Source organism: Polynucleobacter sp. JS-Safj-400b-B2 (assembly GCF_018881975.1).
Classification (GTDB): Bacteria; Pseudomonadota; Gammaproteobacteria; order Burkholderiales; family Burkholderiaceae; genus Polynucleobacter.
Map to the genome: position 1 here is coordinate 37,873 of NZ_JACVPJ010000013.1, position 20,936 is coordinate 58,808.

Annotated in this window: 17 protein-coding genes and 1 pseudogene; 15 read left to right on the forward strand and 3 right to left on the reverse strand. The window is 45.7% G+C overall.

The window, feature by feature from the left end:
- The first annotated feature begins 11 nt into the window (after positions 1-11).
- Positions 12-659 carry a C40 family peptidase gene (locus ICN48_RS11500; protein ID WP_216153825.1) on the forward strand — a complete coding sequence of 216 codons (648 nt, stop codon included), beginning with the start codon at positions 12-14 and terminating at the stop codon, positions 657-659.
- 26 nt (positions 660-685) lie between these two features.
- Here ICN48_RS11500 and ICN48_RS11505 read toward each other — a convergent pair whose 3' ends face one another.
- Positions 686-1,498, reverse strand: coding sequence for a patatin-like phospholipase family protein (locus ICN48_RS11505; RefSeq protein ID WP_370624219.1), 813 nt, complete (start codon positions 1,496-1,498; stop codon positions 686-688).
- A gap of 299 nt (positions 1,499-1,797) precedes the next feature.
- Here ICN48_RS11505 and scpB point away from each other — a divergent pair, with 299 nt between their 5' ends.
- The 11 genes from scpB (at position 1,798) to ICN48_RS11560 (ending at position 17,062) form a co-directional block, all read left to right on the forward strand.
- Positions 1,798-2,568, forward strand: coding sequence for an SMC-Scp complex subunit ScpB (gene scpB / locus ICN48_RS11510; protein WP_216153827.1), 771 nt, complete (start codon positions 1,798-1,800; stop codon positions 2,566-2,568).
- Between the two features lie 6 nt (positions 2,569-2,574).
- Positions 2,575-4,356, forward strand: a complete 1,782-nt coding sequence (locus ICN48_RS11515) for a pseudouridine synthase (protein ID WP_216153828.1) — start codon at positions 2,575-2,577, stop codon at positions 4,354-4,356.
- Positions 4,357-4,529: 173 nt separating this feature from the next.
- Positions 4,530-5,021 carry a ribosome maturation factor RimP gene (rimP, locus tag ICN48_RS11520; protein WP_216153829.1) on the forward strand — a complete coding sequence of 164 codons (492 nt, stop codon included), beginning with the start codon at positions 4,530-4,532 and terminating at the stop codon, positions 5,019-5,021.
- Entirely contained in the window at positions 5,018-6,499 is a 1,482-nt protein-coding gene (gene nusA / locus ICN48_RS11525; protein WP_215346624.1) for a transcription termination factor NusA, read from the forward strand. Before rimP ends, nusA begins: the two co-directional genes overlap by 4 nt.
- A 13-nt stretch (positions 6,500-6,512) precedes the next feature.
- On the forward strand, positions 6,513-9,278 hold the full coding sequence (infB, locus tag ICN48_RS11530) for a translation initiation factor IF-2 (RefSeq protein WP_216153830.1): 2,766 nt from the start codon (positions 6,513-6,515) through the stop codon (positions 9,276-9,278).
- Positions 9,279-9,283: 5 nt separating this feature from the next.
- A complete protein-coding gene (gene rbfA / locus ICN48_RS11535; RefSeq protein WP_216153831.1) occupies positions 9,284-9,673 on the forward strand; it encodes a 30S ribosome-binding factor RbfA in 390 nt (129 codons plus the stop codon).
- Positions 9,674-9,676: 3 nt separating this feature from the next.
- Positions 9,677-10,588 (forward strand): tRNA pseudouridine(55) synthase TruB, encoded by a 912-nt coding sequence (gene truB / locus ICN48_RS11540; RefSeq protein ID WP_216153832.1) that lies wholly within the window; start codon positions 9,677-9,679, stop codon positions 10,586-10,588.
- A 70-nt stretch (positions 10,589-10,658) separates the two neighbouring features.
- Positions 10,659-12,476 (forward strand): translational GTPase TypA, encoded by a 1,818-nt coding sequence (typA, locus tag ICN48_RS11545; RefSeq protein WP_216153833.1) that lies wholly within the window; start codon positions 10,659-10,661, stop codon positions 12,474-12,476.
- 115 nt (positions 12,477-12,591) lie between these two features.
- Entirely contained in the window at positions 12,592-14,979 is a 2,388-nt protein-coding gene (locus ICN48_RS11550) for a Tex family protein (protein WP_216153834.1), read from the forward strand.
- 93 nt (positions 14,980-15,072) lie between these two features.
- On the forward strand, positions 15,073-16,059 hold the full coding sequence (locus ICN48_RS11555) for a tripartite tricarboxylate transporter substrate-binding protein (protein WP_216153840.1): 987 nt from the start codon (positions 15,073-15,075) through the stop codon (positions 16,057-16,059).
- A 106-nt stretch (positions 16,060-16,165) separates the two neighbouring features.
- Entirely contained in the window at positions 16,166-17,062 is an 897-nt protein-coding gene (locus ICN48_RS11560) for a pseudouridine synthase (protein ID WP_216153835.1), read from the forward strand.
- Here ICN48_RS11560 and ICN48_RS11565 read toward each other — a convergent pair.
- Positions 17,051-18,691, reverse strand: coding sequence for an FMN-binding glutamate synthase family protein (locus ICN48_RS11565; protein ID WP_216153841.1), 1,641 nt, complete (start codon positions 18,689-18,691; stop codon positions 17,051-17,053). The genes ICN48_RS11560 and ICN48_RS11565 overlap by 12 nt on opposite strands.
- Before the next feature lie 140 nt (positions 18,692-18,831).
- Here ICN48_RS11565 and ICN48_RS11570 point away from each other — a divergent pair, with 140 nt between their 5' ends.
- The 3 genes from ICN48_RS11570 (at position 18,832) to ICN48_RS11580 (ending at position 20,776) form a co-directional block, all read left to right on the forward strand.
- Entirely contained in the window at positions 18,832-19,215 is a 384-nt protein-coding gene (locus ICN48_RS11570) for a translational machinery protein (protein WP_215320084.1), read from the forward strand.
- A gap of 23 nt (positions 19,216-19,238) precedes the next feature.
- Positions 19,239-19,499, forward strand: a complete 261-nt coding sequence (locus tag ICN48_RS11575; RefSeq protein WP_216153836.1) for a hypothetical protein — start codon at positions 19,239-19,241, stop codon at positions 19,497-19,499.
- A gap of 386 nt (positions 19,500-19,885) precedes the next feature.
- Positions 19,886-20,776 (forward strand): HD-GYP domain-containing protein, encoded by an 891-nt coding sequence (locus ICN48_RS11580; protein ID WP_216153837.1) that lies wholly within the window; start codon positions 19,886-19,888, stop codon positions 20,774-20,776.
- A gap of 40 nt (positions 20,777-20,816) precedes the next feature.
- Here ICN48_RS11580 and ICN48_RS11585 read toward each other — a convergent pair.
- Positions 20,817-20,936, reverse strand: a pseudogene (locus ICN48_RS11585) (IS30 family transposase); the annotation flags it as partial.

The following is a 20,936-nucleotide window of genomic DNA, read 5'->3' on the forward strand; positions in this document are numbered from 1 at the left end:
AAACTGATGCAATGTTATTGAAAAAAGCACTGCTTTCGAAAGTACTGGGACTGAGTCTTGGCGTCATCATTTCCGTATCTGCTTATGCGGCAGATCCAGTTGTTGAGGCGTCTGCTGAAGCTGCAGTTCCAAAGGAGAGCATGTTTCAAGCAGGACGTTCTTATATAGCCCGCGTATCAGATCGCTTGGCAGGCACCGTTACTGGTAAATCAGAAGAGTTAATTAACCGCGCTATGGAAGTCATTGGTGTGCGTTATCGCTGGGATTCAGAATTACCGCAATCCGGATTAGATGGCAGTAGTTTTGTTGGCTACGTATTTAAAGATAAGCTTGGATTTTTATTGCCACGTAAATCGACTCAGATGAGCCGTGTTGGCAAGCCGATTACGCGTGAAGAATTACAACCAGGTGATCTCGTATTCTTCAACACGATGCGTCTGACCTTTTCTCATGTTGGAATCTATGTAGGGGATAACAAGTTCATTCACTCTCCTTCTAAAGGTGCGAATGTTCGGGTAGATGATCTAGGTAGTCTGTATTGGGACAAACGTTTTGATGGCGCACGTCGCTTAGATGGAAGCGATAATCTGAATGACTCCGAGCGCCAAGAACTTCTGAACGAAGTAAAAAATCTCAAGCGTAAGTCACGTAGCCTTTAAGCGCTTGCCCTGCAGGCTAATGGGCGCTAGCCTTTCAGCTTTTCCTTAATTAATGCCATTTGCTCTTGTGCGGCAACTTCACCAGCAAGAATAGCTGCATTTCTGGATTTGAAATCACCACTACCCATTTGCCTTAATTGCGGCTGAATCACAATATCTGCGCTTTTGAGTTCGTACTGATTGATGCTTCGTTGCATGATTGAAATGGTTTGTTGTAGAACGCCCAGAGTTCCGCTCGCATCTTGATGAACCGGTTCAGAAGAGATGTTGACTGCAATCACTATAGTTGCGCCCATTTGTCTTGCATAGCTCACTGGAACTGGTGCCACTAGGCCGCCATCTACATATTCTTTTCCGTTAATCACTGCTGGCTGAAATACGCCTGGCACACTGCAAGATGCACGCACAGCTAAACCTGTGTTGCCTGTTCTAAACAGAGTGCCTTTGCCTGATTGCAATTCAGTTGCAACAATGCCTAAGGGAATACGCATTTGTTCAATCAATTTGTTCTGCACTTCTCGGTTGACCATGTTTTGCAGAGCGTCACCCTTGATAAGTCCGCCAAATCGTCCGGCAAAAGGAAGTCCCCAGTCTGCAATCGTGGCTTCATCCAAATTCATGGCCAGGCGATTGAGATCATTGCCGGTGGCGCCTGAGGCCAGCAGGGTGGCAATCACACTCCCGGCGCTGCTCCCGACAACAATGTCGGGTCTGATGCCTTGTGCTTCTAGAGCCTTAATAACGCCTACATGGGCAAAGCCTCGAGCTGCGCCAGCACCCAGTACCAAGCCAACTACCGGTTTTTTGCTCCCCATCAGGCTGCAAGAACTCAGGCTCATACCCCCAAGGAGGGCGCCCATACCAATTCCAAAACTCAGGAGACGGCGTCGTTCTGTGGAATTTAAGGCGCTATGCAGGGGTAAAGGAGGTTTTGGGGAATTCTTATGCATGTGGCTATTGTATTGAGCCTACCTTATAATGGTCGAAAGGTGAACGAAAAGGACTTCGTTTCAGCGCGGGCATATCCCAATAAGAACTGATGAGATAGATTGTCCGTAGTCGCTAGAGAACACCAAAAACCCATTACTGAATACATTTTTAAAGCCTAATCAGGATTACTCCTGGTAGCCCGAATTTTATGGATGATCACAATAAGCGCGTAATTGAAACAGCCCTCCTGTGCGCACAGGAACCACTTACTGTTGCCGATTTGTCTCGCTTATTTGTGGAAGACATGAGCACTGCAGATATCGATGATGCATTAATCGAAATTCAGCGCGCTTGGGATGACAAGGGTATGGAGTTGGTGCATATCGCTACCGGCTGGCGTTTTCAGAGTCGCCTTTCGATGCGTGAATATCTCGATCGCCTGACTCCAGAAAAGCCGCCAAAGTATTCACGTGCTGTGATGGAGACGTTGGCCATTATTGCTTATCGTCAGCCAGTCACTCGAGGTGAGATTGAGGAAATTCGCGGTGTTGCTGTGAGCAGCAACGTGATGAAGCAGTTAGAAGACCGTGGTTGGGTAGAGGTAATTGGCCACAAGGAAACAATTGGTCGCCCAGGTTTATACGCAACTACAAAGCAGTTCTTAGATGATTTAAGTCTGACAAATTTACAAAGCCTACCAATTTTGGAAGATGCTGCACCAATGGCTGCTGCAGCGCAATTAGGCCAAGCAGTGATGGAGTTTGATGCGTCTGCCACAGTCGAGACAGTCATTATTGATGCTGATGCACAAGAAGTAAGTGAGACAGTAACTGAGACCGATGCTGAGGTAGTGGAAATAGTTATTGAAGAAACTGAAGTAACTGAAGTAACTGAAGAAACAACCATTGAAATTACTGAAGATGAAACAATTGAAGAGGTTACCCCTGAGTCTGAAGACAATCCAGACGAAACAAAATAATAATTAATGACAAGCTCTAACGAAAACGATTCATCCCCGGTAGTTAATTCATCGGCAACTCCTTCTAATTCAGACACTGCGCCATCGAATAACGATAGCCCTAAGACTGAAGGTCGGGAACGTGCGGAGCGTGGTGATCGTCGCCCACGTCGCCAAGGCGCGGGAGGCAGCAAGCATCCTTTTAATAAAAAACGCCCATTCAATAAAGATCGGCCACGCCGCGAGGGCGGTGATTCCAATGGCCCCCGTGAAGGTGGAAACAACCCAGGCAATAATCAGTCCTCAAAATTAGCCCCGAATCCAGCAGAAAGCGAAGCTTTGTTTGCTTCAGTAGTGTCTGGTGAATTTGATGCTGCCTTAGATGCGCCTGAAATTGAGGAGGTTAAAAATCCTGATGGCGTTAATGAGAGCGAGATCTCCCATCAAACTGGTGCTGAACGTCGCGCACAACGCGCTCAACGTTTACGCGAAGATGAGGATTCAGACGCGCCGACAGATGAGGAAATGAGCAGCCTGCAGTTTGCGAACGTAGATGACCTCCCGCTCAGTTTGCGTGATGAAGTTTGGTCTGATCTTGATGGTCTAGACGATGACGCAGATGATGAAGATACTGTTAAGTTGCACAAGGTATTGGCTGATGTTGGTATGGGATCCCGTCGTGATATGGAAGACTTGATTATTCAAGGGCGCGTATCGGTTAACGGATTACCTGCGCACATTGGTCAACGTATCGGACCAACAGATCAAGTACGTAACAATGGCAAGCCAGTTCATCGCAAGATTCAGACTAAGCCGCCACGCGTCATCATGTATCACAAGCCTGCTGGTGAGATCGTGAGTCAGTCTGATCCGGAAGGCCGTCCAACTGTATTTGATCGTTTGCCAAAGCCGCGTCAAGGACGCTGGATCGCAGTAGGTCGCTTGGACTTTAATACTGAAGGTCTTTTGTTATTCACTACTTCTGGTGAATTAGCGAATCGTTTAATGCATCCCCGTTATGGTGTCGAGCGTGAATACGCTGTCCGCATCTTGGGGGACTTGAGTCAAGAAAATACTGCTCTATTAAAGAGTGGCATTACGCTCGATGATGGTCAAGCTAAATTCTTGCGTTTAGCGATGGGTGGTGGTGAAGGTGCTAACCGCTGGTACCACGTTGCATTAAGCGAAGGTCGTAATCGCGAAGTGCGTCGTATGTTTGAGGCGGTTGGTCATGTGGTATCTCGCTTAATCCGAACCCGTTATGGCATTTTCTTGTTACCTCCACGCTTAAGACGCGGTAAATGGGAAGAGATTGAGGCTGGCGGCATCTATAACTTGATGAAGTCTGCAGGCTTAAAAATGCCTCAGCCGCAAGACAAGGGTCGCAACCCTAACGCGAATTCCAATAATCGTGATCGTCGCCCTATGGGAGAAGATTTTCAGCCGGACCCAATGCAAACTTCAGTTTCTTATTGGGGTTCGCGTGATGCCTTAACCCTTGCTAGCGGCCACAATGGCCTAACGCATCAGGGCAGAGGTGGAAAGCCTGGTGGTGGTGGCTCTGGTGAAGGGCGCGGACCTTTCCGTGGTCGTACCCAAGGCGGCAGACCTGGCCAGGGTGGTCAAGGTGGGCAAGGCGGAAATGGTCAAAACCGGAGTAAAGGCGGCAAAGTTCACCATGGACAGTCTGCTTTTGTGACTGGAAACCCGCAAAGTCCTGGAAATGGGCCCAAGCGTGGTGCACCAAAAGGGCGAAAACCCTTTAATAAAGGGCCTAGAAAACCGCGTAATCCGGGCGAAAGCTTCTGATTTGTATCAGTTTTCTGCCAAATAGGCTATAATTTTGGTCTTACAGTGCGGTTTTGCTGTTTTTAGTGGTTACCGACTGATGTTGCGATCAACGTAAGTCGGCCTGTTCTGAATTTCGAGAATATGGGCTTTGAAGCCCATTTTTTTTTGCCATTTTGGTATGAAGGGGTGTCGTGAAGGATCAGCAGGTTATTTCTGCAGAGCTGGAAAACTTGGGTTACACGCTAGTTGAGATTGAGCGTGAAGCCGGAGGATTGCTGCGCGTCACGATTGAGAACCCCGATTACGAACGTTTGATTTCTGTTTTGGATTGCGAGAAGGTGAGTCATCAGCTGAGCTACACCTTGCCAGTTGAAAATATCCCTTACGAGCGTTTAGAGATTTCTTCTCCAGGATTAGATCGTCCAGTTAAAAGTGCCGCAGATTTTGTGCGCTTCGCTGGTATGGAAGTAGATTTGAAGTTGCGTGTTGCAGTTGGTGGTCGCAAGAATTTTCGTGGTGAGTTGCAAGGTTTGCTGAGTGGTGAATTGAATTCACTAGATGCAAAGTTTGGTTTGGTATTTGAGGGTGCTGATGGTCAGCCTTCTCAATTGGAGTTCTCTTTAGCCGAGGTCGATAAGACTCGGTTGGTCCCTGTTATTGATTTCAAAGGAAGAAAGTCATGAGCCGAGAAGTTCTCATGTTGGCAGACGCGTTAGCGCGTGAAAAGAACGTTGATCAAGCAATCGTATTTGAGGCGCTGGAGATGGCTTTGGCCTCTGCGACCAAGAAGCGTTATGCTACAGAAGACGTGGATATCCGCGTTTCAATTGATCGCGAAACTGGTGAATACGAAACCTTCCGCCGTTGGTTGGTTGTTCCTAACGAAGCCGGTTTACAAGAGCCAGATAAAGAGATTCTGCAATTTGAAGCTCAAGAGCAGCTTGCTGACATGGAAGTTGGCGACTATATCGAAGAGCAAATCGAATCTTTAGCCTTTGGTCGTATCGGCGCACAAGCAGCTAAGCAAGTGATCTTGCAGCGTATTCGTGATGCTGAGCGTGAACAGATTTTGAATGACTACCTTGAGCGTGGCGAAAAAGTCATGACCGGTACCGTAAAGCGTGCTGACAAGAATGGCCTAATTATTGAATCTGGTCGTGTAGAAGCATTGCTCCGTCGCGATCAAATGATTCCAAAAGAGAACTTACGTTCTGGTGATCGTGTACGTGCATACATCCTGAAAGTGGATCGTGAAGCACGTGGCCCACAAATCGAACTCTCACGCACTTGCCCAGATTTCTTGATTAAGTTGTTTGAGAATGAAGTTCCAGAGATGGAGCAGGGCTTGCTAGAGATAAAGGGCGCTGCCCGTGATCCTGGCGTGCGCGCAAAGATTGCCGTGATTACATATGACAAGCGTATTGACCCAATCGGTACTTGCGTTGGCGTACGTGGCACACGTGTAACTGCAGTTCGCAACGAAGTTGCTGGCGAAGCGGTAGACATCGTATTGTGGTCTGAAGATCCAGCCCAGTTTGTTATTGGCGCTTTGGCTCCAGCCCAAGTGTCTTCTATCGTAGTTGACGAAGAGCGTCATGCGATGGATGTAGTGGTTGACGAAGAGAATTTAGCCATTGCTATTGGCCGTAGCGGACAGAACGTTCGCTTGGCGAGCGATTTGACTGGTTGGCAGATCAACATCATGACTCCTGAAGAGTCTGCTGAGAAAACTGAAAAAGAAGCATCTTCAGTGCGCCAGTTGTTTATGGATAAGTTGGACGTAGACCAGGAAGTAGCTGATATTTTGATTGAAGAAGGCTTCAATACATTAGAAGAAGTGGCTTATGTGCCATTGTCAGAAATGTTAGAGATCGATTCCTTTGATGAGGACACTGTAAATGAGTTACGTACTCGTGCGCGTGATTCTTTGTTGACTATGGAGTTGGCAAAGGAAGAGCGTATTGGGGAAGTTTCACAGGATTTACGCTCCCTAGAGGGAATGACAACAGAACTGATTGCTAAGCTTGCTGACAATCAAGTTCACACCCGTGACGACCTTGCTGAACTAGCTGTTGATGAGCTGGTTGAGGCGACACAAATTGACGAAGAAACTGCGAAAACGCTCATCATGAAAGCGCGCGAACATTGGTTTACTTCATGAGAGGAAGTAGTGCATGGCAACAACAGTAAAAGTACTCGCTAAAGAATTAAAACGTACCGCGCCAGACCTCTTGGAGCAGTTGAAGGCGGCCGGTATCGAAAAAGGTTCTGAGGACGATAGCATTACCGAAAAGGATAAAACTGTCCTGCTCGAGCATTTGCAAAAAGCACATGGCAGCGCAGATTCTGGCGCGCGTAAAAAGATTACTTTAATCAAGCGTGAGAGCTCAGAAATTCGTCAAGCGGATTCTGCTGGTCGTACTCGCACAGTACAGGTTGAAGTTCGTAAAAAACGTGTACTCGTTAAGGCCGGAGAAAAAGCTCCTGAAGAAGCTCCAGCTCAAGAAGTTAAAGAGGTTGCACCGGCCGTACCAGCTGCACCAGCTAAACCTGTTATTTCTGCAGAAGAATTAGAGAAGCGCGCTGCTGAAGCGACACGCCAAGCTGAGTTATTAGCTCGCCAAGAAGCAGAGATGAAAGCGGCTGAAGAAGCGCGTCAAAAAGAAGTTGCTGCTCCGGTGGTTAAAGAAGAAGCGCCTGTAGATACAGCCCCAGCTGCTGCTGCAGCTGCTGCTGAGAAAAAAGCCGCAGCAGATAAGGTAGCTAAAGATTTAGCTGCGAGCAAAGAAAAAGAATTAGCAGACATTCGTGTTCGTCGTGCTGCTGCAGAAGCTGAAGCATTGGCCATTCGCGACATGATGAGTGCCCCTGCACGCGTTCTCAAAGCACCAAGCGAAATTGCTGCTGAAGAAGCCAAAAAAGGTACTCTGCATAAGCCTGCAAAAGTTGAAGGTGCTGATGATAAGAAGAAGGCTGTTGCCAAAGTTGGCGGCAAGACTATCAAATCGGCTGAGACATCATCTACTTGGCAAGAAGATGGCGCCAAGAAACCTGGCGGCCTAAAGACACGTGGAGATTCTTCTGGTGGTGTTGGTGGTTGGCGTTCAGGCGGTGGCCGTAAGAAGCAACGTCAAATTGCAGAAGCAAACGTCGATACCAACTTCCAAGTACCTACAGAAGCTATAGTGCGTGATGTTCACGTACCAGAAACTATTACTGTTGCTGAGTTAGCTCATGCAATGGCGGTAAAGAGCGCAGAAGTGATTAAGCTCTTGATGGGTATGGGCCAAATGGTTACCATCAATCAAGTGCTAGACCAAGATACGGCGATGATCATCGTTGAAGAAATGGGTCACAAAGCCTTTGCTGCAAAATTAGATGATCCAGATTTAGATCTCGGTACGGATGGTCATGACGCAGAGTTATTGCCACGTCCACCTGTTGTAACCGTGATGGGTCACGTTGACCACGGTAAAACTTCCTTGCTCGATAAGATACGTGCTGCCAAAGTGGCAACCGGTGAAGCTGGCGGCATTACTCAGCACATTGGTGCATACCATGTGGAAACTCCACGCGGCATGATTACTTTCTTGGATACTCCGGGTCACGAAGCCTTTACGGCAATGCGTGCTCGTGGTGCTAAGGCAACCGATATTGTGATCTTGGTAGTTGCTGCTGATGACGGCGTTATGCCGCAAACAAAAGAAGCAATTCACCATGCGCTCGCAGGTGGTGTTCCTATTGTTGTAGCTATTAATAAGATTGATAAGCCAGAAGCCAATTCAGAGCGCGTTAAAACTGAATTAGTAGCAGAGCAAGTGGTTCCTGAAGAGTACGGTGGCGATGTGCCATTTATTCCAGTTTCTGCAAAAACAGGTGAGGGTATTGATGCTCTCCTTGAAAACGTTTTGTTACAAGCAGAAATCCTCGAGCTCAAGGCTCCTAAAGATGCTCCAGCACAAGGATTGGTCATTGAGGCACGTTTGGATAAAGGTAAGGGTCCTGTTGCAACCATATTGGTTCAGTCGGGCACTTTAAAACGTGGCGATATGTTGTTAGCGGGTTCAACCTACGGTCGCGTACGCGCCATGTTGGATGAAAACGGTAAGCCATGTAATGAAGCAGGCCCATCTATTCCGGTAGAAATTCAAGGTTTGGGTGATGTTCCTGCCGCCGGAGAGTCAGTGCAAGTAGTTCCTGATGAGCGTAAGGCTCGTGAGATCGCGCTCTTCCGCCAAGGCAAGTTCCGTGATGTGAAGTTGGCCAAACAGCAAGCATTCAAGCTTGAAACCATGATGGAAAACATGGAAGAGGGTGCGGTTGAGGCTAAGTTATTGCCGTTGATCATTAAAGCTGACGTACAAGGCTCTCAAGAAGCTTTGGCTCAATCATTAATGAAGCTTTCTACTCCAGAAGTTAAGGTTCAAATTGTTCATGCGGGTGTTGGTGGTATTACAGAAACTGACGTGAACTTGGCTGTTGCATCCAAAGCCGTTATTTTTGGATTCAACTCCCGTGCAGATGCAGCAGCTCGTAAGCTTGCAGAAAACAATGGCGTAGATATTCGTTATCACAACATCATCTATGACGCAGTAGATGAAGTGAAGTTGGCGTTGAGCGGCATGTTGACTCCGGATAAGAAAGAAGAAATCACTGGTCTCGTTGAGATTCGTCAAGTCTTCCTGGTATCTAAGGTTGGTGCGATTGCTGGTTGCTTGGTTGTTGATGGAATCATCAAGCGCACATCTAGTGTTCGCCTCTTGCGTGACAACGTTGTCGTTTGGACTGGTGAGTTGGACTCTCTCAAGCGCTTCAAAGATGATGCTAAAGAAGTTCGTGCCGGTGTTGAGTGCGGCCTTTCATTAAAAGGCTACAACGATATTAAAGAGGGCGATCAGCTTGAAGTGTTCGAAGTTACTGAGGTTGCACGTTCACTCTAATTAATATGCACAAGACTAGTCCACATCGTAACCAGCGTCTCGCCGATCAAATTCAGCGAGACCTGGCCGAGCTTATTCCGCGTGAATTGCGTAGTCCGAGTTTGGGCTTAATTACTTTGCAAAGTATTGAGCTCACTCCTGACTTGGCTCATGCTAAAGTGTTCTTTACTGTTTTGGGTGCTGAGCCTGAGCATGCTTTAAAAGCACTACAAGAAAAGGCAGGGTATTTGCACTCATTATTGTTTAAGCGTTTGCATATTCACACTGTCCCTACATTGCATTTTCACTATGACAGCTCAGTTGAGCACGGCATAGAGATGTCTCGATTGATCGATCAAGCTGTTGATAGTGATCGCAGCAGCGATCGCAGTGATCAAGCAGACGAGACTAAGTAATTCATGTCTATTCGGATCGACGGCGTTGTGCTGCTAGATAAACCTGCTGGAATGAGTTCACAGGGCGCAGTGACTGCTGTCAAGCGTGCTTTTAATGCTGACAAAGCTGGCCATACTGGTACTTTAGATCCTATGGCAACTGGCTTGCTTCCTATTTGCTTGGGTGAAGCTACTAAGTACTCGCAAGACCTGCTTGAAGCCGATAAGACTTATATTGCGAGAGTCAAGTTTGGCTCTCGTACTGATACCGGTGATGCTGAAGGGCAAATTATTGAAGAGTTGCCTTTACCTGCTTTTGCAAGTGAGGCAGAAATCAAAATTGCTTTAGATTCATTACTCCCGAAATTCACTGGACCGATTTCTCAAGTGCCGCCAATGTATTCTGCGCTTAAGCGTGACGGTAAACCTTTGTATGAATATGCTCGTGCTGGCGTTGAGTTAGAACGCGCTCCACGAGATATTACGATTCACTCCATTCGTTGGATTGATATTGCTTGGCCTGAGGCTACATTAGAGGTGAGTTGCAGCAAAGGTACTTACATTCGTGTGCTGGCCGAAGATATTGGCAATACCTTAGGGTGTGGCGCCCATTTGGTTGGCTTGCGCAGGACCGAAGTAGGGCATCTGAATCTTGAGCAGTCGTTTACGCTTGAATCAATTCAAAGTGGCTTGCAAAATAGTGCTAACTACATATTGCCTGTTGATGCCTTGTTACAAACCTTGCCCCATTTAACAGTGGATGAGCAACAGGCTAAACGTTTAGAGATGGGGCAGCGTGTTCCTCTCAACCTGCCTTCTATTGAAGCATTGGTACGTATTTATCGCGCTACTGCTGCACCACATAACTTTATTGGTACTGCTGATTGGCGCTCTGGTGTTTTACATCCAAAGCGTTTAATTTCCTCTACCCATTAAATGAATTTGACTTATTTACCCACTAATCTTAATTAACCCGAATTTATATTCTTAACTTTAGAAGCTTCACATGACTAAACGCGCACTTCGTAACATCGCTATCATCGCCCACGTTGACCACGGTAAAACTACTTTGGTTGACCAACTCTTGCGCCAATCTGGCACATTCCGCTCCAATGAAAAAATGACCGAACGTGTCATGGACTCAAACGACTTGGAAAAAGAGCGTGGTATTACCATTTTGTCCAAGAACTGTGCTGTTGAATATGACGGCACACACATCAATATCGTTGATACCCCAGGACACGCGGACTTCGGTGGTGAAGTAGAGCGCGTTCTCTCGATGGTTGATGGTGTATTGCTCTTGGTAGATGCGGTTGAAGGCCCAATGCCACAAACTCGCTTCGTTACTAAGAAAGCCTTGGCTTTAGGTTTGAAGCCAATCGTAGTAATCAACAAAGTTGACCGCCCAGGCGCGCGTTGCGATTACGTTATCAATGCAACGTTTGAGTTGTTTGATAAATTAGGTGCAACAGAAGAGCAGTTAGATTTCCCAGTGATCTATGCATCAGGCTTGAATGGTTATGCAGGAGAATCAGAGGATGTGCGTGAAGGAAATATGCGCCCCTTGTTTGACGCTGTTCTGAAACATGTCCCTGTGCGTGATGATGATGCAGATGGCCCCTTGCAGTTCCAGATTTCTTCAATCGACTACAACAGCTATGTTGGCAAGATCGGTGTTGGCCGTATTAGCCGCGGACGTGTGAAGTCAGGTATGGAAGTAGTCTGCATGAATGGTCCTGATGGCACGCCATTCAAAGGTCGTATCAACCAAGTATTGAAGTTTAAAGGTCTCGAGCGCGAAATCGTTGACGAGGCGGTTGCTGGCGATATTGCCCTCATCAATGGTATTGAAGAGTTGGCCATTGGTACCACCGTATGTGCGGTTGATAAGCCAGATCCATTGCCAATGCTTAAGATTGATGAACCTACTTTGACCATGAATTTCATGGTGAACACTAGTCCATTAGCTGGTCGAGAAGGTAAGTTTGTAACTAGCCGCCAAATTCGTGAACGCCTTGATCGTGAATTAAAGGCCAACATGGCATTGCGCGTAAAAGAAACTGATGATGACACCGTATTTGAGGTATCAGGTCGTGGCGAGCTACACCTCACCATCTTGGTAGAGACTATGCGTCGTGAAGGCTATGAGATGGCAGTTTCCCGTCCACGTGTTGTCTTTCATGAAGAGAACGGCGTCAAGATGGAGCCATACGAGAACTTAACAGTGGACGTAGAAGATTCCACACAAGGTTCCGTGATGGAAGACTTGGGTAAGCGTAAGGGTGAGTTGCAAGATATGGTGAGTGACGGAAAAGGTCGTACCCGTCTTGAGTACCGTATTCCTGCACGTGGTCTGATCGGCTTCCAAGGCGACTTTATGACCATGACCCGCGGTAATGGTTTGATGAGTCATACATTTGATTCTTATGCTCCGGCTAAAGATGGCATCTTGGGCGAGCGTCATAATGGCGTATTGATCAGTCAAGATGACGGTGAAGCAGTTGCCTACGCTATTTGGAAGTTACAAGATCGTGGCCGTATGTTTGTAAGTCATGGTGATCCTGTATACGAGGGAATGGTTATTGGTATCCATAGTCGAGACAATGACTTGGTTGTTAACCCAATTAAAGGCAAGCAATTAACCAACGTTCGTTCTTCCGGTACTGACGAAGCAGTTCGCTTGGTAACACCAATTGATTTGACTTTAGAGTATGCGGTTGAATTCATTAGTGATGATGAGTTGGTTGAAGTAACGCCGAAAAGCGTACGTATCCGTAAGCGTCATCTGAAAGAGCATGATCGTAAGAAAGCATCCCGCGAGTAATTTTGCCGAGTTGTTTTAATCAGTTACGCTGTTAGTTAAATAAGAGTCACCTTTGGGTGGCTCTTATTTTTCCACCACACCAATATTCCTAAAATCTGAGTAATTTAATCATTTCATGCTGCCATCGATAGAACAACGCCTTGCCCAAGAACTTTCTGCTAAACCTGCTCAAGTAGCTGCAGCTATAGCCTTGATGGATGAGGGTTCCACCGTACCATTTATCGCTCGTTACCGCAAAGAAGCGACTGGTGGATTAGATGACACGCAATTGCGTTTACTAGAAGAGCGACTTAGCTACCTTCGTGAACTCGAGGATCGTCGTAAAACAATTGTTGCTTCGATTGAAGAGCAGGGCAAGATGACGCCAGAGCTTCTCAAAGCCATCATGCTGGCAGAAGATAAGACTCGCTTGGAGGATCTTTATCTGCCCTATAAGCCCAAGAGAAGAACAAAAGCGCAAATAGCCCTAGAGGCTGGTCTAGAGCCCTTGGCAAATGACTTACTCAATAACCCTAGCCTCAATCCTGAAGTGGAGGCAGTCAAGTATCTGAAGGAAGCTTTTCAGGTAGATGGCACTGATAATCCTGGGGTGCCTGATACTAAGGCTGCTCTTGAAGGTGCCCGTCAAATTCTGATGGAGCGCTTTGCAGAAGACGCGGCTTTGGTTCAATCTCTCAGGGAGTATTTACAAGAACATGGTGTTGTAGATTCCAAGGTGATTGCTGGCAAAGAGCAAGAGGGTGAAAAATTTGCTGATTACTTTGATTACTCCGAGCCAATCAAAGCGATTCCATCCCATCGTGCCTTAGCCCTATTTAGGGGTCGTCGCGAGCAGATGTTGATGGTCAATCTACGCCTAGATACTGAAGAAGAAAAACTAAAGTGGGATGCCCCTCATAATCCTTGTGAAAACCGGATTGCTAATCATTTCAAAATTAAAAATGACGGTCGTCCAGCCGATGCCTGGTTAGCTGATACTGTCCGCTGGACTTGGCGCATTAAGTGCTCTTTGCATTTAGAGTCAGAACTCATGACAGCACTGCGTGAGCGCTCAGAAACCGAAGCAATAAATGTTTTTGCCCGTAACCTGAAGGCCCTTCTGCTAGCAGCGCCTGCTGGCCCAAGAGTCACAATTGGCCTAGATCCTGGAATGCGTACTGGTGTAAAGGTAGCGGTAGTAGATGCCACCGGTAAAGTCGTAGATACCGAGGTTATTTACCCGCATCAACCTAAAAATGATTGGGCTGGTTCATTGCACACGCTAGCCAAGTTAGCCGAGAAGCACAATGCCACCTTAATCTCGATTGGCAACGGTACCGCATCTCGCGAGACGGATAAATTAGCGCAAGAACTCATCAAAGCCAAACCTGAACTAAAGCTCACTAAGATTGTGGTCTCTGAAGCCGGTGCATCGGTTTACTCTGCATCAGAATATGCTTCAAAAGAATTGCCTGGCATGGATGTCTCCTTACGAGGCGCTGTGTCGATTGCACGCAGATTGCAAGATCCACTTGCAGAGTTAGTCAAGATTGATCCCAAATCGATTGGTGTTGGTCAGTATCAGCATGATGTGATGCAAACCCAATTGGCTAAATCATTAGTGGCGGTAGTTGAGGATTGCGTGAACGCAGTAGGTGTGGACGTCAACACAGCTTCAGCGCCATTGCTAGCAAGGGTTTCGGGCTTAAGTTCTACCGTTGCTGAAGGTATCGTAGCGTATCGCGATAGTAAGGGCGCATTTAAATCGAGAGCAGATCTCAAGAGCGTGCCTCGCCTTGGGGATAAAACGTATGAGCAGGCTGCTGGCTTCTTGCGCATTATGAATGGCGATGATCCATTGGACGCATCCGCAGTTCATCCAGAATCCTATCCTTTGGTGGAAAAGATTCTGAAGGATATTAAGAAGGGGGTGAAAGAAGTGATTGGTGACGCCAGCTTGCTGAAGTCACTTTCACCAGAAAAGTATGCTGATGGTCAATTTGGTCTGCCTACTGTTACTGACATCATTAAAGAATTAGAAAAGCCAGGTCGTGATCCGCGTCCAGAATTTACTACTGCAACCTTTAAAGATGGTGTAGAAAAAATTAGCGATCTTAAAGTGGATATGATTTTGGAAGGCGTAGTGACGAACGTTGCTGCCTTTGGCGCCTTTGTGGATATTGGTGTGCATCAAGACGGTCTGGTTCATATTTCTGCGTTGTCCAATACTTTCGTAAAAGATCCTCATGCCGTGGTCAAAGCTGGACAGGTGGTAAAGGTCAAGGTGCTAGAGATAGATGAAAAGCGCAAGCGTATTGCATTAACCATGCGCTTAAGTGATGAGACTCCAAGGGAAGGTGCTCAGGTGGGCAATAAGTCAGAGCAAAGAGCGTTCAATCGCCCTAATTCAGGCCCTAAGTCAGGGCCTAAGTCAGCCGAACCTAGAAAACCACAAGAAGACAGAAGACAGGCGCCTCCCATGAATAATGCAATGGCAGCAGCTTTTGGCAAGCTTAAGAAATAGGATTTTTTAGAGAATTTCTCACCATAAGAGTGGCAAATTCTCTAAACTACTAGTCTGTAACTGTAAATACTAAAAGCAAGGACCCCCGTGAAAATCTACCAATCAATTATTCGCTTTGCAGCAATTTCGCTGTGCGCATTAGGCGTTAGCATTTCTGCTGCAAAAGCAGCTGATTTCCCTGGCGATCGTCCAATTACTTTGGTGGTGCCATTCTCTGCTGGTGGTCCAACCGATAAAGTAGCGCGTGAACTTGCTCTAGCAATGGGCAAGCAACTTAAAGGCCAGGTGATTGTGGACAACAGTCCAGGTGCTGGCGGTACGATTGCTGCTAAGCGAGTGATTAATTCCAAGAACGATGGCTACACATTATTGATTCACCACATTGGCATGTCTACTGCCCCAGCTCTGTATAAAAACTTGGGCTTTGATCCAATGAATGACTATGAGTATGTTGGCCAAGTTGCTGACGTACCTATGATTTTGGTTGGCAATAAAGATTTGCCTCCGAAGAACTATCAAGAACTTCTTCCGTATATGAAAGCAAACGTAGGCAAGATTGCTTACGCCAATGCTGGTGTAGGTTCTGCTAGTCACTTATGTGGTTTGTTGTTCATGAGCCGTATTCAGCTGGATTTAACAACCGTTCCATATAAAGGTACTGCACCTGCATTGACCGACTTGATCGGTGGCCAAGTGCAATTGATGTGCGATCAAACAACTAACCTCTCAGGTCAGCTTGCAACGAACGCAGTGAAGCCGTACGGAACAACTACGATGCAGCGCATTAAGGCTTTCGAAAAGATTCCAACGCTCAATGAGCAGGGTTTGAAGAATTTTGAAGTGAAGGTTTGGCATGGTGTTTATGCGCCAAAAGGCACTCCTAAAGCAGAGATGGATAAGTTAGCTAAAGCATTACAAGGCGCTATTCAAGATCCGCTTTATAAACAACACATGGCAGAGTTGGGCGTTGAGATTCCATCACTAGCAAATGCAACCCCAGAAGGCTTGAAAAAGCACCTGAAGGCACAGATTGATTTATGGTCACCAATCATTAAAGCTGCTGGTATCTACGCAGACTAAGCAAAAATAAGCTGTGAAACTAAAAGCCGCCTTCGGGCGGTTTTTTGTTGTCTTTGCTATGGGGTAATTTAAACTAAGCCCATTAAGTAATATGCTAGCGGAGTTTATGAAAGTCAATTCAGAAGGGGTCTCGGCATCACGGGTATATTTGCCTGCTGATCAAACTCATCTGAACTTGCTGGCATTTTTTGTTGCCCAGTTTCCTCACATTGCCGAAAATGAGTGGGTTGATCGCTTTAAAGAGGGGCTTATTCTTGATCAAGAAGGGCATTCTCTTGCCGCAAACGATCTTTATTTACCTAATACGCATTTGCTGTACTTTAGGCGTCTTATCCGCGAGCCGAATATTCCTTTTGAAGAGCAGATTCTTTATCAAGATGCACATATCTTGGTGGCAGATAAACCCCATTTTTTACCAGTGACACCAAGTGGTCTTTATCTGCATCAAACCCTGCTAAATCGACTGAAGAAAAAAACAGGCATTCAAACACTCAGCCCCATTCATCGGATTGATCGAGATACTGCTGGTCTGGTTGTCTTTTCTGTCAATCCAAGTGAACGAGCTCAATACCAAAATTTGTTCAGGGATAGGGCGGTTAAAAAAGTATATGAAGCAATTGCGCCATACTCTGAAAAATTGGAGAAGCAACTACCGATGACTTATCAAAGTCGACTAGAGGAATCAGAACATTTTCTGCAGATGCGGGAGGTGGCAGGCGAGTCAAACGCAGACACACTTATCGAACTCATAGAAATAAATAAGTCATGGGCTAAATACCGATTAACACCAGGTAGTGGCAAAAAGCATCAATTGCGTTGCCATCTTAATGCCCTCAATATCCCCATTAAGAATGACCAGATTTACCCTATCCTCACACCGTATCAAGAATACGACTTAGATTTCTCTAAGCCATTACAGTTATTGGCCAAAGAAATTGCATTTGAAGATCCAATAACTGGAGATCTAAGATCCTTCAAGAGTCTTCAACAATTAACTTTTTAACTCAGCAAAGCTTTGGGCTTGAGAGCGATGCCAATAGAGCTCAAATACTCTTGGTAGGTTTAGTCCCGGATCAATATGCTCTGCTTTTAGCAGCAATCCTGCAGGCATCTCGGGGAGCAGGAAAGATAAAAGTCTTACCTCATTCTTGCTGATGCGACGAATAATATGATGGGCATCTATTTCGGACGGGTGATTTAGTCCTGCCGCCTCAACAAGCTCTTTTAAAGTTTTCAGTGTTTCATTGTGAAAGTTAAATACGCGCTCAGATTTATCCGTTACAACCAAGGCTTTTTGCCTAATAGGGTCTTGGGTGGTAACCCCAGTAGGGCAAAAGCCGGTATTGCAGACTTGGGCTTGTATGCAGCCAATCGAGAACATAAAGCCGCGAGCGCTATTGCACCAGTCTGCCCCTAATGCAAAGGTAACAGCCATATCAAAAGCGCTAATGATTTTGCCTGAGCAGCCAATTTTGATTTGGTCACGTAAATTAACGCCCATCAAGGTATTGTGTACCAAGCGCAAGCCATCTTGTAGTGGTGTACCAACATGATTAGTAAACTCTACTGGGGAGGCTCCAGTACCGCCCTCAGATCCATCAACCACAATAAAATCTGGATGAATATTGGTTTCTAGCATGGCTTTTACTAAGCCAAACCATTCCCAGGGATGGCCTATGCAAAGTTTGAAGCCTACCGGTTTTCCTCCCGATAAATCACAAAGCTTTTGAATGAAGTGCATCATCTCCAATGGTGTTGAAAATGCACTGTGTGAGGAGGGGGAAATGCAACTTTCGCCCTCTTTAACCCCACGAGCAGCAGCAATCTCAGCGGTAACTTTCGGTCCGGGAAGTATCCCGCCATGTCCAGGCTTGGCTCCTTGGCTGAGTTTGATTTCAATCATCTTAACCTGAGGGTCTAAGGCATTTTCTTTAAACTTGTCTGCATTAAAGCTGCCATCCTGATTACGACAGCCAAAATAACCTGAGCCGATTTCCCAAATTAGGTCTCCACCATGAACGCGATGGTAGTGGGAGATGGAGCCCTCACCTGTGTCATGAGCAAACCCACCTTTTCTGGCGCCCAGGTTTAAAGCAAGAATGGCATTAGCACTCAAGGACCCAAAGCTCATAGCGGAGATATTGAAAATACTGGCTGAATACTTTTGCTTGCAATCCTTACCGCCAATCTCTATTCGAAAATCATAGTTAGGTAGGTGGGTGGGGGCCAGTGATTGATTGATCCATTGGTAGCCTGGGGCCATGACATCTAGAGTAGTGCCGAAGGGGATTTCATCGGCCACTGCCTTCGAGCGTGAATAGACTAAAGTTCTTTGCTCTCTAGAGAAAGGCGTTTTGTCATTATCGCCTTCAATAAAGTACTGCCTAATTTCTGGACGGATAAATTCTAATAAAAAACGCATATGCCCCAGGATGGGGTAATTTCGCAAGATAGCGTGTTTAGTTTGTAGGCAGTCGTAAATACCCACAATTGTTAAGAGGCCAAAAATGAGTAAGAGCGGCCAATCGGTAATCCCCATCGATAAAGTTAGTGCACTAATAATGGTTCCGCAAATGCAGATAGCAAAAGTACTCAGGCGGATTGGAAGCAGGGGATGTGATTGTTTGCTCATCATGACCTTGATTTAAAAGGGATTCTAGTATAGATAGTAATTAAGTAGGTTTTATTGTGCTTTAAACCAAATTTTGACATGAAACTAGCTCTTTGCAGGAGTATTCTGAAAGGGTAGTTAATACTAATCATAGGAAGAATATGTCACTAAACCACGCAGTAATTTGGATCGACCATAAAGAGGCTCATGTTATGTTTTTGAGTGAAGAGGCTAGCGAAGCCGAGGTGATTCGTAGCAAGAGCACTCATACGCATCTGCATCACAAAGCCAATGAAGTCGGTAGCGGCAAAGTCGCCTTAGATTCCAAATATTTGCATTCAGTTATCAATGCCGTGAATGAATCTAAAGAGATTTTGATCCTTGGACCTGGATCTGCAAAATTAGAACTCATCAAGCACGCGCACAAGCATGATGCCAATATTGCAGAAAAGATTGTTGGTGTAGAAACGGTTGATCATCCTACTGACAAAGAAATTCTTGCCTATGCACGCAAGTTTTTCTATAAAGTAGATCAGATGATTTAAAGAATCATTTAAGGAAATTGAAAATGAAAGAAACTCAAGAGCCTTTAGGCCCAGATGGCCTTCCTGGACATGATTATTTTCTAGACGCAGTAAATCACATTGATGATGCTGTAGCAAACAATACGATTGCCGCTGGTGCTGCCAAAGGTTTAGTTTTTAGCTTAGTTGAAACCTTGGGCGCAATGGTAGGTGATCCTGATTTGCCGAATCATCTGAAGTCTGGCTACATGGGCGCCTTGGATCTGGCTGTTGAGTTAGAGGCGAAGCTATCCAAAATAGGCTAGAGCTGGTACGAATTTAGACATATCAGCACTAAAGGGGCGACTTCGGTTGTCCCTTATTTTTTTGTCAAAAATTCCTTGCATCTGATTTCGGGCCTAAATGAGCCGATGTTCTTAGCTTGGCCCCGAGAGCTTAAAGACAATCGTTTTACGTGTAGTTGCCCTGTTTTGATAGTAATATTCCAGTGTGGTTACTAAAACTACTTCATTTCAATCGACCGTAAAGTCTCAAATTGGCCAGCTTGAGACGTTTTACTGCTCCCAAAAACCGCAAACCTGTCATTAATTTATTTAAATTAGATTGAATTAATAACCTTATTAATATTTAATAGTGGTTAGCTCCCAATTAGATTAGTTCTATGAACTAGATACAGTTTTATAACTGATTTATGAATCCGGTTATTAGAGGTGACTTTATGTTCTCAAAATCCAACCCAGTCAACAGACTAAATCTAGTTCTGATTGTCAGCATTTGTATCGGTGAAGCTCTAGTCATGTTTGCCTTACCGTACTTTGGAAATTTATCAAACATGGCTACTGTTTTACTGGATGTAATTTTACTAACCCTCATTACCATCCCCCTTGTAAATTGGATGGTTGCGATACCCATGAAGAAGTATATTCATGACCTAGAGTTTGCACGGCACAAGATACTTGTACGAGAGAACCAAATGTTAGCTGCCTTAAACTCTTTGGCGGTGGCTAAGGATAATGAAACAGGCAGCCATATTATTCGTACCCAGCAATATGTAGAACTGCTTGCAAAGCGATTAAAAAGTATGGGGCATCACGCCGATACTTTATCTGATGATCATATTGAAAAGCTAGTCAAGGTAGCTCCCTTGCACGATTTGGGAAAAGTGGGTATTCCAGATCACATTCTGAAAAAGCCAGGTCAATTAACGGAAGAAGAAAGGGATCTCATTTATGGGCACTCTATGATTGGGGAGAATATCTTGCTTGCAGCCCAGTCAGAAGATGTTGAGGTAGATCTGATTGCTATTGCCATGAAGGTAGCTGGATCTCATCATGAAAAATGGGATGGATCAGGTTATCCCAGAAAGCTGCAGGGAGATGCTATTCCAATCGAAGCTCGAATTATGACTGTAGCTGATGTGTTTGATGCGCTGGTGAGTGAGCGTCCATACAAGAAAGCTTGGACCATAGAGGAGGCTTATATTGAGATCATCAGTAAAAGCGGCACCTCATTTGATCCCATTGTTATAGAGGCCTTTATTGCTGAAAGGCAGAACTTTGAAGAAATTGTGAAGAGTCATTAAGTAGCCATCTATTAACTAGCGTCTCTTATGAATCTTGGATTCAACCGGTCAACGCAACAGATTGGGCAAAACGTTCTGCCGGTGTTTGATAGTTTAGTGTCTTTCTAGGGCGCTCATTCAGTTTCCTAGCTATGGCATTAAGCTTAGCCTGTGAGTAATT